At 74.7% G+C, this 14181-nt stretch carries 13 protein-coding genes; 12 read left to right on the top strand and 1 reads right to left on the bottom strand.

Going from position 1 to position 14181, the window contains the following annotated elements; all coding sequences use genetic code 11:
• Nucleotides 1-36: 36 nt before the first annotated feature.
• The 12 genes from GQS52_RS05580 (at nt 37) to GQS52_RS05640 (ending at nt 11816) form a co-directional block, all read left to right on the top strand.
• Nucleotides 37-1242, top strand: a complete 1206-nt coding sequence (locus GQS52_RS05580; protein ID WP_259371045.1) for a helix-turn-helix domain-containing protein — start codon at nt 37-39, stop codon at nt 1240-1242.
• A 119-nt stretch (nt 1243-1361) separates the two neighbouring features.
• Nucleotides 1362-1877, top strand: a complete 516-nt coding sequence (locus tag GQS52_RS05585; protein WP_259371046.1) for a GNAT family N-acetyltransferase — start codon at nt 1362-1364, stop codon at nt 1875-1877.
• 345 nt (nt 1878-2222) lie between these two features.
• Complete coding sequence (locus GQS52_RS05590) at nt 2223-3920, top strand: nitrite/sulfite reductase (RefSeq protein ID WP_182316232.1); 1698 nt, start codon at nt 2223-2225, stop codon at nt 3918-3920.
• On the top strand, nt 3917-4096 hold the full coding sequence (locus GQS52_RS05595; RefSeq protein WP_182311946.1) for a hypothetical protein: 180 nt from the start codon (nt 3917-3919) through the stop codon (nt 4094-4096). The genes GQS52_RS05590 and GQS52_RS05595 overlap by 4 nt, the downstream gene beginning before the upstream one ends.
• Nucleotides 4093-4875, top strand: coding sequence for a phosphoadenylyl-sulfate reductase (locus tag GQS52_RS05600; RefSeq protein WP_182311947.1), 783 nt, complete (start codon nt 4093-4095; stop codon nt 4873-4875). The genes GQS52_RS05595 and GQS52_RS05600 overlap by 4 nt, the downstream gene beginning before the upstream one ends.
• A gap of 56 nt (nt 4876-4931) precedes the next feature.
• Nucleotides 4932-5480: an adenylyl-sulfate kinase gene (gene cysC, locus GQS52_RS05605; protein ID WP_182311948.1), complete on the top strand. Its 549-nt coding sequence runs from the start codon at nt 4932-4934 to the stop codon at nt 5478-5480.
• On the top strand, nt 5477-6418 hold the full coding sequence (gene cysD / locus GQS52_RS05610; RefSeq protein ID WP_182311949.1) for a sulfate adenylyltransferase subunit CysD: 942 nt from the start codon (nt 5477-5479) through the stop codon (nt 6416-6418). The genes cysC and cysD overlap by 4 nt, the downstream gene beginning before the upstream one ends.
• Nucleotides 6419-6420: 2 nt before the next feature.
• Nucleotides 6421-7818, top strand: coding sequence for a GTP-binding protein (locus tag GQS52_RS05615; RefSeq protein ID WP_182311950.1), 1398 nt, complete (start codon nt 6421-6423; stop codon nt 7816-7818).
• A gap of 218 nt (nt 7819-8036) precedes the next feature.
• Nucleotides 8037-9164: an aliphatic sulfonate ABC transporter substrate-binding protein gene (locus GQS52_RS05625; protein ID WP_259370610.1), complete on the top strand. Its 1128-nt coding sequence runs from the start codon at nt 8037-8039 to the stop codon at nt 9162-9164.
• Between the two features lie 66 nt (nt 9165-9230).
• On the top strand, nt 9231-10070 hold the full coding sequence (locus GQS52_RS05630) for an ABC transporter ATP-binding protein (RefSeq protein WP_182311952.1): 840 nt from the start codon (nt 9231-9233) through the stop codon (nt 10068-10070).
• Nucleotides 10057-11007, top strand: coding sequence for an ABC transporter permease (locus GQS52_RS05635; protein WP_182311953.1), 951 nt, complete (start codon nt 10057-10059; stop codon nt 11005-11007). The genes GQS52_RS05630 and GQS52_RS05635 overlap by 14 nt, the downstream gene beginning before the upstream one ends.
• Nucleotides 11008-11081: 74 nt before the next feature.
• A complete protein-coding gene (locus tag GQS52_RS05640) occupies nt 11082-11816 on the top strand; it encodes a sirohydrochlorin chelatase (RefSeq protein ID WP_259371047.1) in 735 nt (244 codons plus the stop codon).
• 110 nt (nt 11817-11926) lie between these two features.
• Here the strand turns inward: GQS52_RS05640 and GQS52_RS05645 are convergent, their stop codons facing one another.
• Nucleotides 11927-14032 (bottom strand): PhoX family phosphatase, encoded by a 2106-nt coding sequence (locus tag GQS52_RS05645; protein ID WP_182311955.1) that lies wholly within the window; start codon nt 14030-14032, stop codon nt 11927-11929.
• Between the last annotated feature and the right edge of the window lie 149 nt (nt 14033-14181).

A 14181-nucleotide genomic window follows, 5' to 3' on the forward strand; every position in this document is an offset into this window, starting at 1 on the left:
ACCGGTCGTCGGCGCCCGGCCCGCTCCCCGGCCGAGGTGCGCGAGGCGGTGCTGGCCGGACAGGCGCCCCCGTACCCCGTACGCCCGGTGATCGACGAGTCGTGGCGGCGGGTCCTGCGGTGCGGCCTCGATCCGGAGCGCGGGGCGGTCGGGAACCCGCTCGCCCTGGACGAGCTGGAGCGCCGCCGCCGCCGCAGCGGGATCGGCGCCGTCCTGCCGACGCTGCGCGAGGGCCTGCTCGGCGCGGCCGACGCCGCCCGCGCCATCGTGGTCGTCAGCGACGCCGACGGGCGCATCCTGTGGCGGGAGGGCAACAGCGCGGTGTGCCGCCTGGCCGACGCCCTGGGGCTGACCGAGGGGGCCGACTGGACCGAGACCGCGGCCGGCACCAACGCCATAGGCACCGCGCTGGTCGTCCGGCGCCCCCTGCAGGTGCACTCCGCCGAGCACTACGTGCGCACCCACCACCCGTGGACCTGCGCGGCGGCCCCGGTCACCGACCCGCGCGACGGGCGGCTGCTGGGCACCGTCGACGTCAGCGGCCCCGCCAGCACCCTGCACCCGGCCACCCTGTCCCTGGTCACGGCCGTGGCCCGGCTCGCCGAGAGCGAGCTGGACGTGTGCCACCGGGCCGAGCTGGAGCAGCTGCGCGCGGTGGCCGCCCCGCTGCTGTCCCGGATGCCGGGGAAGGCCCTGGTCACCGACCCGCACGGCTGGACGGCGGCCGTGGTGGGCATGGTCCCGCCGCGGCGCCTGGTCCTGCCCAGGTCCTCCGACGGGTCCGGCCGGGTCTGGCTGCCCTCCCTGGGCACCTGCACGGTCGAGCCGGTGCCCGGCGGGCACCTGGTGCGGGTGCGCGGGGACGACGCCGACGGCCCCGCCGTACCGCAGCGGGTGGTGCTGGACGTGCGCCGCGCCCGGCACTGGTCGGTCACCGTCTCCGGGGACGCCGGCAGCTGGTCGCAGGACCTGAGCCCGCGCCACGCCGAGCTGCTGGTGGCCCTCGCGGTGCACCGCCCGGGCCGCACCGCCGCCCAGCTGTCGGAGGACCTGTTCGGCACGCCCCGCCGGGAGGTGACCGTGCGCGCGGAGATGTCCCGGCTGCGCCGCACCCTGGCGGCCGTCCTGGACCACCGCCCCTACCGCTTCGCCGACCACGTCCACGTCGACCTGCGCCGCCCGGACCCTCCGGGGCTCCTGCTGCCCGGCAGCACCGCACCGGTGGTGACCGCCCTGCGTTGAGCGGGGCGGCGTGTGGTGGGATTGCGGGCATGGACGACGCACGGCCCGCGGGCATTCCGGTCGAGACCTCCGAGGACGTTCCCGGCGGCACGGCCGGGAGCACGCCGGGGAGCACCCTCGTGACCACCTGGTCGCTGGAGCAGACCGGCCCGGACGAGCTGCGGCCCTCGGCGGTGCCCGGGCCCGGCGCCGGGGTGCGGGTGGAGCTCGCGCAGGTGCCGCTGCCGGAGTTCAGCCGCTTCCTGTACTGCGCGGTGGGCGGCGACTGGCAGTGGACCGACCGGCTGGGCTGGGACCGCCGGCGGTGGGAGGCGTACCTCGCGCGCGGGGTGGAGACGTGGGTGGCGTACCGGCACGGCACTCCGGCCGGCTACGTCGAGCTCGACCCGCAGGACGACGGCGTCGTGGAGATCGCCTACTTCGGGCTCCTGCCCGCGTTCATCGGGCAGGGCATCGGCGGGCACCTGCTCTCCGTCGGGCTGGCCCGGGCCTGGGACATGGCCGAACGTCAGCCCCGGCGGCCGGCGACCCGGCGGGTGTGGGTGCACACCTGCAGCCTGGACGGCCCGGCAGCCCTGACGAACTATCGCAAACGCGGCATGCGGGTCTTCGAAACCGTCACCGAGGAGAAGTGACCGAGGACACAATGTCTCATTGAGTGAGATTATTCGGTCCGCATCACGGACAGCGGTGGACGTTCGCGGAGACCGCGTGCCACGCTTCCGTCATGTCTCGCGCTGGAATCGCCTTGGTCTGTCGGCTGCACGTCGACTACGGCCGCATGTCCAGCGCCATCTGTCCGGCGATCTGACCGAGCAGCGCAGCACCCTCTCGCAAGCCCCCGCCACAGCGGACGCGCGGGTGCCGTCAGCCCTGCCCCGGACGCCCGGATCCCGTGCGCCGCAAGGCTGTTCGGCGTTTCCGCGCCACCCTTGGCGCGCACAGACACACATCCGCCCTTGGAACGAGGACGCATCGCCATGGCCGCGAACCCCGCAAGTCCCGAGGCTGCACCGACCCGCCGCAAGGCCGGCCGCCACCGCGGCGAGGGCCAGTGGGCCGCCGGCCACTTCACCCCCCTCAACGGCAACGAGCAGTTCAAGAAGGACGACGACGGTCTCAACGTGCGGACACGCATTGAGACGATCTACGCCCGCACCGGCTTCGACTCGATCGACCCCAACGACCTGCGCGGCCGGATGCGCTGGTGGGGCCTGTACACCCAGCGCCGCCCCGGCATCGACGGCGGCAGGACGGCCGTCCTGTCCCCGGAGGAGCTCGAGGACGAGTACTTCATGCTGCGGGTGCGCATCGACGGCGGGCGGCTGGACGTCGCCCAGCTCAGGGCGATCGCCGAGGTCTCCCAGACCTACGCCCGCGGCACCGCCGACATCACCGACCGGCAGAACGTCCAGCTGCACTGGGTCCGCATCGAGGACGTCCCCGCGATCTGGGAGAAGCTCGAGGCCGTGGGCCTGTCGACCACCGAGGCGTGCGGCGACGTGCCCCGCGTGATCATCGGCTCGCCGGTGGCCGGCGTCGCCGCCGACGAGATCGTCGACGGCACCCCCGCCGTCGAGGAGATCACCCGGCGGTTCATCGGCAGCAAGGAGTTCTCCAACCTGCCGCGCAAGTTCAAGACCGCGATCTCCGGCTCCCCGCTGCAGGACGTGGTCCACGAGATCAACGACGTCTCCTTCGTCGGCGTGGACCACCCCGAGCACGGGCCCGGCTTCGACCTGTGGGTCGGCGGCGGCCTGTCCACCAACCCGCGCCTGGCCGTGCGGCTGGGCGCCTGGGTGCCGCTGGAGGACGTCGCGGACGTGTGGGCCGGCGTCGTCGGCATCTTCCGCGACCACGGCTACCGCCGCCTGCGCAACCGCGCCCGCCTGAAGTTCCTCGTCGCCGACTGGGGGCCGGAGAGGTTCCGGCAGGTCCTGGAGGACGAGTACCTGCACCGGAAGCTGGCCGACGGTCCCGCCCCCGGGCAGCCGCGCGAGCTGTGGCGCGACCACATCGGCGTGCACCCGCAGAAGGACGGCCGCTTCTACGTCGGCTTCGCCCCGCGCGTCGGACGCGTCGACGGCTCCCTGCTGGAGAAGGTCGCCGACCTGGCCGCCGCCCACGGCTCCGACCGGCTGCGCACCACCACCGAGCAGAAGATGCTGATCCTGGACGTGGCGCCCGAGCAGGTCGAGTCCCTGGTAGCCGGCCTGGAGTCCCTGGACCTGCGGGTGAACGCCTCCCCCTTCCGGCGCGGCACCATGGCCTGCACCGGCATCGAGTTCTGCAAGCTCGCCATCGTCGAGACCAAGGGCCGCGGCGCGAGCCTGATCGACGAACTCGAGCGCCGCCTGCCGGACTTCGACCAGCCGGTCAGCATCAACCTCAACGGCTGCCCCAACGCCTGCGCCCGCATCCAGGTCGCCGACATCGGCCTGAAGGGCCAGTTGGTCACCGACGACGACGGCAACCAGGTCGAGGGCTACCAGGTCCACCTCGGCGGCGCCCTCGGCCTCGACCCCGGCTTCGGCCGCAAGGTCCGCGGCCTGAAGGTCACCGCCGACGAACTGCCCGACTACGTCGAGCGCGTGCTGCGCCGCTTCCAGGTGGAGCGCACCGACGGCGAGCGGTTCGCCCAGTGGGCGGCCCGCGCCGACGAAGGGGCCCTGAAGTGAGCGAGCGCGCGGCCCCCTTCCACTGCCCGTACTGCGGCGACGAGGACCTGCGCCCCTCCGAGGAGGGGCACGGGGCCTGGGAGTGCGCCGCCTGCAACCGGGCGTTCCGGCTGAAGTTCCTCGGCCTGCTCTCCTCGGGACTGCGGGCGGGCTCCCACGACGGAGGCGGCAAGTGACGGACGGCCGGCACGGCACCGACGGCAGCACCGAAACCGGCACCGGCGCCGACAGCAGCACCGGCACCGACCGCGGCACCGGAGGCACCCGCACCGCGGACGACCTCAGGCGGCTCGCCGAGCAGGCCGGGCGCGACCTGGAGGACGCGCCCGCGGAGGAGATCCTGCGCTGGGCGGCCGGCACCTTCGGCGACCGCTTCTGCGTCACCTCCTCCATGGAGGACGCGGTCGTGGCCCACCTGGCCTCCCGGGTGCGCCCCGGCGTGGACGTGGTCTTCCTCGACACCGGCTACCACTTCCCGGAGACCATCGGCACCCGCGACGCGGTCGCCGCCGTGATGGACGTCAACGTCATCACCCTCACCCCCCGGCAGAGCGTGGCCGAGCAGGACGCCGAGCACGGCCCGAGGCTGCACGAGCGCGACCCCGACCTGTGCTGCGCCCTGCGCAAGGTGGCGCCCCTGGAGACGGGGCTGGCCGGCTACGACGCCTGGGCCACCGGGCTGCGCCGCGACGAGTCCCCCACCCGCGCGGACACCCCGGTCGTCGGCTGGGACGCCCGCCGCGGCAAGGTCAAGGTCTCCCCGATCGCCCGCTGGACCCAGGAGGACGTGGAGGCCTACGTCGCCGAGCACGGCGTGCTGACCAACCCCCTGCTCACCGACGGCTACGCCTCCGTCGGGTGCGCGCCGTGCACCCGGCGGGTCGTCGAGGGCGAGGACGCCCGCGCCGGCCGCTGGGCCGGCCTCGGCAAGACCGAGTGCGGGCTGCACGGATGACCACGACGCACGACACGGCGGGCCGCACCGGCCACCACCGACCACAGGAGCGACGCATGAGCGGGACGACGGACCAGGGGGCCACCATCTGGCTCACCGGTCTGCCCAGCGCCGGCAAGACCACGATCGCCCGCGCGCTGGCGGACAGACTGCGCGGGGAGGGCCACCGGACGGAGGTGCTCGACGGCGACGAGATCCGCACCTTCCTCTCCGCCGGCCTCGGCTTCTCCCGCGAGGACCGGCACACCAACGTGCGGCGCATCGGGTTCGTCGCCGAACTCCTGGCCTCCAACGGGGTGAAGGTCCTCGTCCCGGTGATCGCCCCCTACGCGGACAGCCGCGAGGCGGTGCGCAAGCACCACGAGGCCGAGGGCACCCCGTACCTGGAGGTGCACGTGGCCACCCCGCTCGAGGTCTGCTCCGACCGGGACGTCAAGGGCCTGTACGCCAGGCAGGCCGCCGGCGAGATCTCCGGGCTGACCGGGGTCGACGACCCCTACGAGGTCCCCGAGGCGCCGGACGGCCGCATCGCCACGCAGGACCTGACCGTCGAGGAGTCCGCCGCGGCGCTGCACGCGCTGCTCGTCGAGAGGGGACTGGCATGACCACCGCAGCAGTCGGGCGGCGGGCCACGGCCGGCCCGCGCACACCGGACCACCTGGACGTGCTGGAGTCGGAGTCGGTGCACGTCTTCCGCGAGGTGGCGGGCGAGTTCGAGCGGCCGGTGATCCTGTTCTCCGGCGGCAAGGACTCCATCGTCATGCTGCACCTGGCGCTGAAGGCGTTCGCCCCGGCGGCGGTGCCCTTCGCCCTGATGCACGTGGACACCGGCCACAACTTCCCCGAGGTCCTGGAGTACCGCGACCGCACCGTCGCCGAGCACGGGCTGCGGCTGCACGTGGCGTCCGTGCAGGAGTACATCGACGCCGGGAAGCTGCGCGAGCGCCCCGACGGCACCCGCAACCCGCTGCAGACGGTCCCGCTGACCGACGCGATCCGCGAGCACCGCTTCGACGCCGTCTTCGGCGGCGGCCGCCGCGACGAGGAGAAGGCCCGCGCCAAGGAGCGCGTGTTCTCCCTGCGCGACGAGTTCTCCCAGTGGGACCCGCGCCGCCAGCGCCCCGAGCTGTGGAACCTGTACAACGGCCGCCACGCCCCCGGCGAGCACGTGCGCGTCTTCCCCCTGTCCAACTGGACCGAGCTGGACGTGTGGCAGTACATCGCCCGCGAGAAGATCGAACTTCCCTCCATCTACTACGCCCACGAGCGCGAGGTCTTCTCCCGCAACGGCATGTGGCTGACCCCCGGCGACTGGGGCGGCCCCACCGAGGACGAGGCGAGGACCCTGCAGACCCGCCTGGTGCGCTACCGCACCGTCGGCGACATGTCCTGCACCGGCGCGGTCGACTCCGACGCCGCCGACGTCGGGGCCGTCGTCGCCGAGGTCGCCGCCTCCCGGCTGACCGAGCGGGGCGCCACCCGCGCCGACGACAGGATGTCCGAGGCCGCCATGGAGGACCGCAAGCGCGAGGGGTACTTCTAACGATGAGCACCACCACCGTCACCGGCCCGTCCGCCGACGGGCACCCGGTCGGGGCCGCCTCCCTGCTGCGGTTCGCCACCGCCGGGTCCGTCGACGACGGCAAGTCCACCCTGGTCGGCCGGCTGCTGCACGACTCCAAGTCCGTGCTCGCCGACCAGCTCGAGGCCGTCGAGCACGCCTCCCGCAGCCGCGGCCGGGCCGCACCGGACCTGGCGCTGCTCACCGACGGCCTGCGCGCCGAGCGCGAGCAGGGCATCACCATCGACGTGGCCTACCGGTACTTCGCCACCCCCCGGCGCCGGTTCATCCTCGCCGACACCCCCGGCCACGTGCAGTACACCCGCAACATGGTCACCGGCGCCTCCACCGCCGAGCTGACCGTCGTCCTGGTCGACGCCCGCAACGGCGTCGTCGAGCAGACCCGCCGCCACGCGGCGGTCGCCGCCCTGCTGCGCGTGCCGCACGTCGTCCTGGCCGTCAACAAGATGGACCTGGTCGGGTACTCCGAGTCCGTCTTCGCCCCCATCGCCGACGGGTTCGCCGCGTACGCCGCGTCCCTGGGCGTGCCCGAGGTCACCGCGATCCCGATCTCCGCGCTGGCCGGGGACAACGTGGTTACCCCGTCGGCCGCCATGGACTGGTACACCGGCCCCACGCTGCTCGAGCACCTGGAGGGCGTCGAGGTCGCCGCCGCCGCCGCCGCCGGCGCCGGCGCCGGCCCGGCCCGCTTCCCCGTCCAGTACGTCATCCGCCCGCAGACCGCCGAGCACCCCGACTACCGCGGCTACGCCGGGCAGGTCGTCTCCGGCGAACTGCGCGTCGGCCAGGCCGTCACCGTCCTGCCCTCGGGCCGCACCTCCACGATCGAGGCCATCGACGCCCTGGGGGAGCCGGTGGACGCCGCCCGGGCCCCGCAGTCGGTCACCGTCCGGCTCGCCGACGACCTCGACGTCTCCCGCGGCGACCTGATCGCGCCCGCCGACGACGCCCCCGCGACCACGCAGGACGTGACCGCCACCGTCTGCCACCTCAGCGAGCGGCCCCTGGCCGTCGGCGCCCGCGTCCTGCTCAAGCACACCACCCGCACGGTCAAGGCGATCGTCAAGGACATCCCGCACCGCCTCGACATCGCCGGCGCGGACGCCGCCGACGGCCCCGTCCGGCGCCCCGCCCCGGACGGGCTGGCGGTCAACGACATCGGGCAGGTCGTCCTGCGGGTCTCCGAACCGCTGCCGCTGGACGCCTACGCCGACTCCCGCCGCACCGGCTCCTTCCTCCTGATCGACCCCGCCGACGGCACCACCCTGACCGCCGGCATGGCCGGCCGGGCCTTCGACGGGGCCGACGGCGAAGGGGCCGACGGGGCCGCGGAGCAGGACGCGGACGGGTGGGACTTCTGATGGCCGGCGAGGCGTACTCGGAGTTCGCCAAGGAGGGCGGCCGCGTCGGCAGCGGCGCCCTCGGCGCGGGCCGGGGCGGAGTGGGCCGGTGTACGCGCTGACGCGCCGCCGCTCCCCCCGCGCCCCGCGCGCCGCCGGAACCACCGGCACCGAAGGCCCGCCGACACCGGGCCGGCTCCCCTGACGGGAGCCGGCCCCCTCCGAGAGGACCGCCTCCCGTGCACACCGACCGCACCGCACCGCCCCGGTCACCGCGCCTGCGCCGCGCCCTGTCCGCCGCGCTGGTCCTCCCGCTCCTGCTGGGCGCGCTCGCCGCCTGCGGCTACGGCTCCAAGGCCCCGAAGGACGACGCCGCCCCCGCCGCGGCGGGCGGGAGGAAACTGTCGGCCGGCACGGTGCGCATCGGCCACTTCGCCAACGTCACCCACGCCACGCCCCTGGTCGGGCTCGCGGAGGGGCTGTTCGCGAAGGAACTGGGCGGCACCCGGATCAGCACCCAGGTCTTCAACGCCGGCCCGTCCGAGATCGAGGCGCTCAACGCGGGCTCCGTCGACATCGGCTGGATCGGCCCCTCCCCCGCCGTCAACGGGTACACCAGGGCCGGCGGCAAGAACCTGCGGATCGTCTCCGGCTCGGCCTCCGGCGGCGTGTCGCTGGTGGTGGCCCCGGAGAGGGTCAAGGGCCCGCACGACCTGCGCGGCAAGCGGATCGCCACCCCGCAGCTGGGCAACACCCAGGACGTCGCGCTCCTCAACCACCTCGCCGAGGAGGGCTACGAGGTCGACCCGGCCACCGGCAGGGGCGACGTGACCGTGCTGCGGGTGGACAACAAGGAGACCCCCACCCTCTTCGAGCGCGGCGACATCGACGGCGCCTGGGTGCCCGAGCCCACCGCCTCCAAGCTGGTCGCCTCCGGCGGCAAGGTCCTGCTGGACGAGAAGGAGCTGTGGGAGGACGGCGAGTTCGTCATCACGAACGTGGTCGTCTCCCGGAAGTTCCTCGCCGAGCACCCGGACGTCGTCGAGGCCGTGCTGCGCGGCTCGGTGCGCACCAACGCCTGGATCGCCGAGAACCCGGAGAAGGCGAAGGAGCACGTCAACGCCTCCCTGAAGCGGCTCACCGGCAAGGCGCTGCCCGCCGACGTCCTCGGCCCCGCCTTCGCGGCCGTCGAGACGACCGACGACCCGCTCGCCGCCACCCTCCGGCAGCAGGCCGACCACGCCGTGCGGGCCGGGCTGCTGGAGAAGGCCGACCTGACCGGCATCTACGACCTGAGGCTGCTGAACAAGGTCCTGCGGGCCGAGGGCAGGCCCGAGGTCGACAGCGCCGGGCTCGGCGCCGAGTAGCGAGAAGCCGGCGGCGCACCGCGGCCGCCGGCCCCAGACCCGATCCCCGACCGAGGAGGTGGCCGGATGGCGACCGCGCTGACCGACAACCCGACCGCGAACGACGCCGCGAACGACGCCGCGAACGACGCCGCGAACGGCGCGGACGCGGGCACCCCCGCCGTCCGGCTGAGCCACGTCTCCAAGTCCTTCGGGCGGCCCGGCCACGGGCAGACCGTGCTGGACGACATCAGCCTCGACGTCGCCCCCGGCGAGTTCGTCTGCCTGCTGGGCGCCTCCGGCTGCGGCAAGTCCACCCTGCTCAACCTCGTCGCCGGGCTGGACGCCCCCTCCTCCGGGGAGATCCGGGTGGCCGGCGACCGCCGCCCGGCGCTGATGTTCCAGGAGCACGCGCTCTTCCCCTGGCTCACCGCCGGGAAGAACGTCGAGCTGGCGCTGCGCCTGCGCGGCGTGCCGCGCGGCGAGCGGCGCGAGGAGGCCGAGCGCCTCCTCGAACTCGTCCGCCTGCGGGGGGCGTACGGCAAGCGGGTGCACGAGCTGTCCGGCGGCATGCGGCAGCGCGTGGCCATGGCCCGGGCGCTGGCGCAGAAGAGCAGCGTGCTGCTGATGGACGAGCCGTTCGCCGCGCTCGACGCCATCACCCGCGACGTCCTCCACGAGGAGCTGACCCGCATCTGGCAGGCCACCGGGGACGTGTCCGTGCTGTTCGTCACCCACAACGTGCGCGAGGCCGTGCGCCTGGCGCAGCGCGTGGTGCTGCTGTCCTCGCGCCCGGGGCGCATCGCCCGCCAGTGGCAGGTCGGCATTCCGCAGCCGAGGCGCATCGAGGATGCCGCCGTGGCCGACCTGTCCGTCGAGATCACCGAGCAGCTGCGGGGGGAGATCCGCCGACATGGCCAGCACTGAGACCACCACCGCGACAGGCCCCTCCGCCCCGGGCGGGGACGGGCCGGAGCGCCCCGTCCCCGGCGGGGGGGACCGGGCCGCCGACGGCCTGGCAGGCCTGGAGGCGGGCCTGGACGCACTGGAGACCCCGGCCGCGCAGCGCACCCCGGCCGGCCGGGTGCTGCGCACCAAGGTGCTGCCGCCGGTGGCCGCCGTGCTGCTGGTGCTCGCCGCCTGGCAGCTGGCCGCACAGGCCGACCTCAAGCCGGACTACATGCTGCCCGGGCCGCTCGACGTCTGGAACGCCCTGGCCGAGGAGTGGTACCGGGGCACCATCCTGGGCACCGTCTGGAACAGCGTCTCGCGCGGCGCGCTCGGCTTCGCCGCCTCTCTGGCCATCGGCACCCCGCTGGGCCTGCTGGTCGCCCGGGTGGGGTTCGTGCGGGCGGCGATCGGCCCGGTCCTGTCCGGCCTGCAGTCGCTGCCGTCGGTGGCCTGGGTGCCGGCCGCGATCATCTGGTTCGGCCTCACCGACGCCACGATCTACGCGGTCGTGCTGCTGGGCGCCGTGCCCTCGATCGCCAACGGCCTGGTGGGCGGCGTCGACCGGGTGCCCCCGCTGTACCTGAGGGCCGGCCGCACCCTGGGCGCGACCGGGCTGCGCGGCGTGCGGCACGTCCTGCTGCCGGCCGCCCTGCCGGGCTACCTGTCGGGGCTCAAGCAGGGCTGGGCGTTCTCCTGGCGCTCGCTGATGGCGGCCGAGCTGATCGCCGTCTCCCCCGACCTGGGCACCGGCCTGGGCCAGCTGCTGGAGAACGCCCGGGTCCTGCAGGACATGTCGCTGGTCCTGGGCGCGATCTCGCTCATCCTGGTCGTGGGCATCGGCATCGAACTGCTGGTCTTCGCCCCCCTGGAGCGCCGCGTGCTGCGCGGCCGCGGCCTGCTGGCGAGGGGCTGACCGCCGTGCACACCTCCCGCGTCCCCCTCGAAGCCGCCTCCCCCGGCCGCGTCCCCCCGGGCCCCGGGCCCGCGCTGCTCGTGGTCGCCCACGGCAGCCGGGACCCGCGGCACGCCGCGACGGTGGCCGCACTGGCCCGGCGGGTGCGCCGGTCCCGCCCGGGCCTGACGGTCGAGGTCGGGCACCTGGACTTCGACGCCCCGGACGTGCCCGGGGCGCTGGACCGGCTGGCCGCCCGCGGGCAGCGCGACGTCGTCGCGCTGCCGCTGCTGCTCACCCGGGCCTTCCACGCCAAGACCGACATCCCCGGGGTGCTGCGCGAGTACACCGCGCGGCACCCGTGGATGACGGTCCGCCGGGCCGGGGTGCTGGGCCCCGACCCGCTGCTGACCGCCGCGCTGGAGCGGCGGCTGGCCGAGGCCGGGGTGCGCCCCGGCGACGGCCCGACCGGGGTCGTCCTGGCCTCGGCGGGCTCCACCGATCCGGAGGCGGGCGCGGTGATCGCACAAGTCGCGCGGGAGTGGCGGCACACCGGTTGGTGCGCCGTGGTCCCCGCGTTCGCCTCCGCCCGCGGCCCGCGCACCGAGGACGCGGTGCGGGCCCTGCGCGCGGGCGGCGTGCGGCGGGTGGCCGTGGCGCCGTACGTGATCGCCCCCGGCTTCCTGCCCGACCGGATCCTGCGCGGGGCCCGCGAGGCCGGCGCGGACGCGGTCGCCGGCGTCCTGGGCGACGCCCCGGAACTCGCCGCCCTCCTGCTGCGCCGCTACGACGCCGCCCGCACGGCCACCCCCCTCCCCCACGCCGCCTGATCGCGGCACTGCCTGCGGGGCGGGCGGACCGGCGTGGCGAACCGCAGAGGAAAACCGGCAAGGCGGGCAGGTTTTCTGCGTTTCGGCACCCCGGTCCGCCCGGGACGGCGTCAGACGCCGATCGGACGGCCGTCGGCGCGCCAGACGTTCACCACGGCCGGGCGGGGCATGCGGCCGGGCCCGTCGGGCCAGGCCGAGGCCGGGTTGGCGGCGTCGGCGCCGTCGACCTCGCCGGGGTGCTGGACGGCGACCAGGACGCGGTCCTCCCGGATGACCGGGCCGCAGGTCTCGGCGCCGACCGGCACCGTGAGGAACTGCTTGACCTGGCCCCGGTTGCGGCCGGTGACCGCGACGCCGAACAGGCCGTCGTGGTTGCCCAGCGCGTTGCCGTCGGTGGAGATCCACAGGTTGCCGTGCGGGTCGAAGGCCACGTTGTCCGGGCAGGAGATCGGGCTGACCTTCTCCTTGTCGAACCCGCCGAAGTAGGTGGACGGGTCCTCCGGGTCGCCGCAGACCAGGAACAGCCGCCAGTCGAAGCGCCGCGCCCGCGGGTCGTCGTGCGCCTCCATCAGCTCCAGCACCTGGCCGTGCTTGTTGATGTTGCGCGGGTTGGCCTCGTCGGCGGCGGCGTAACCCGCCTTGCCGCGGTTGGAGTTGTTGGTCAGGGCGACGTAGACGCGGCCGGTGCGCGGGCTGGGCTCGACGTCCTCGGGGCGGTCCATCTTCGTGGCGCCGGCCTTGTCCGCGGCCAGGCGGGTGAAGACGTACACCTCCTCGGCGGTCATGCCCTTGACGAAGGAGTGGTCGCCGGAGGCCAGCGGGATCCACTCGCCGGTGCCGTCGAACTCGCCGTCCTCGGGCAGGGTGCCGGTGCCGTCGATCTGCCCGGCCGGGCTGTTGCCGGTGAACCGGGCGACGTACAGGGTGCCCTCGTCGAGCAGCCCCATGTTGTGCTCGTGGGCGGCCCGGCTGCGGCCGTGCATCATCGGCTTCGACGCCACGAACTTGTACAGGTACTCGAAGCGCTCGTCGTCGCCCATGTAGACGACGGGGCGGCCGTGGCGGTCCAGGCGCGGCTGGGCGGCCTCGTGCTTGAAGCGGCCGAGCGCGGTGCGCTTGCGGGGCGCGGCGTCGGGGTCCATCGGGTCGAGCTCGACGACCCAGCCGAAGCGGTTGGCCTCGTTGGGCTCCTTGACCAGGTCGAAGCGGTCGTCGAACCGCTCCCACTTGCGGTCGGAGGCGCCCTTGGTGAAGCCGTAGCGGGCCAGGCGGTCCCGCGTCGTGGCGTCGGCGACCGAGGCGGCGTTGGCGAAGTACTGGTTGACGTTCTCCTCGCCGGACAGCACGGTGCCCCACGGGGTGGTGCCGCCGGCGCAGTTGTTGAGGGTGCCCAGCACGGTGCGGCCGGACGGGTCGGCGGTGGTGCGCAGCAGCTCGCTGCCGGCGGCCGGGCCGGTCACCTCGAACGGGGTGGTGGCGGTGATCCGGCGGTTGAGCCGGTGCCGGACGACCGGGGTCAGGGCGCCGGAGCGGTCGTCCTCGGCGACCACGACGACGGACAGGCCGTGGGCCGCCCAGGCGATCTCGACCTGCTCGCGGGTGGGGGCGGCGGCGTCGTAGCCGCGGAACATCAGGACCTCGTCGGTGTACTCGTGGTTGGCCACGAGCACCTTGCGGCCCCGCTCGCCCCGCAGGTCGAACAGGTGGAGGAAGTCGTTGTTGTAGCCGAACTGGCCGGCCTGGGCGGCGGCGGTCTGCCTGTCCGGGTCGAAGGCGGGGGCGCCGCGCAGGATCGGGTCGCCCCAGCGGACGACGACGTTCTGCTCGTAGCCGGCCGGGACCGTCACCGCGTCGGCGGTGTTGGGGGCGACGGGTGCGAAGCGCAGGCCCCGGGCGCCGTCGGCGGCCGCGCCGGCGCCGGCGGCCCCGCCCGCGGCGGACGGCCCGGCCGGCGCGGCGGCGGCGTCCGTCGGGCCGCCCGTGACCGCCGCGGTGCCCGCGGCCGCCAGGGTGACGACGGCGCCGGCTCGGAGGACGGAGCGGCGCGACAGGGCGTCGGAGACGACGTCGCCGAAGTAGGCGTTGGCCGTGGTGTTGGGTGCCTCGTGGGCACAGGCGTCACCGCACTTGAAACGGCAGGTCAGTGCCGAACGCCCGCCGACGTGGGTGGTGAGCAGCGGGAGCGTCCTGCGGCCTTCGCCGGAACCTGGTCGCACGTTTTCCTCCTGGAACCGTGGTGGTGATCGGTTCGGACGGTAGTCGCGGACGGTCGGCGGCGAGCCTCTCCGGGGTGAACGGGGAGTGAATGCGGAGTCACTTCTGGGGCAATGCGGTGACCGGCCGGTGACCGTCGGTCGCGGAAGCG

Origin of the sequence: Streptomyces sp. SCUT-3 (assembly GCF_014083985.1) — a bacterium.
GTDB lineage: Bacteria > Actinomycetota > Actinomycetes > Streptomycetales > Streptomycetaceae > Streptomyces_H > Streptomyces_H thermolineatus.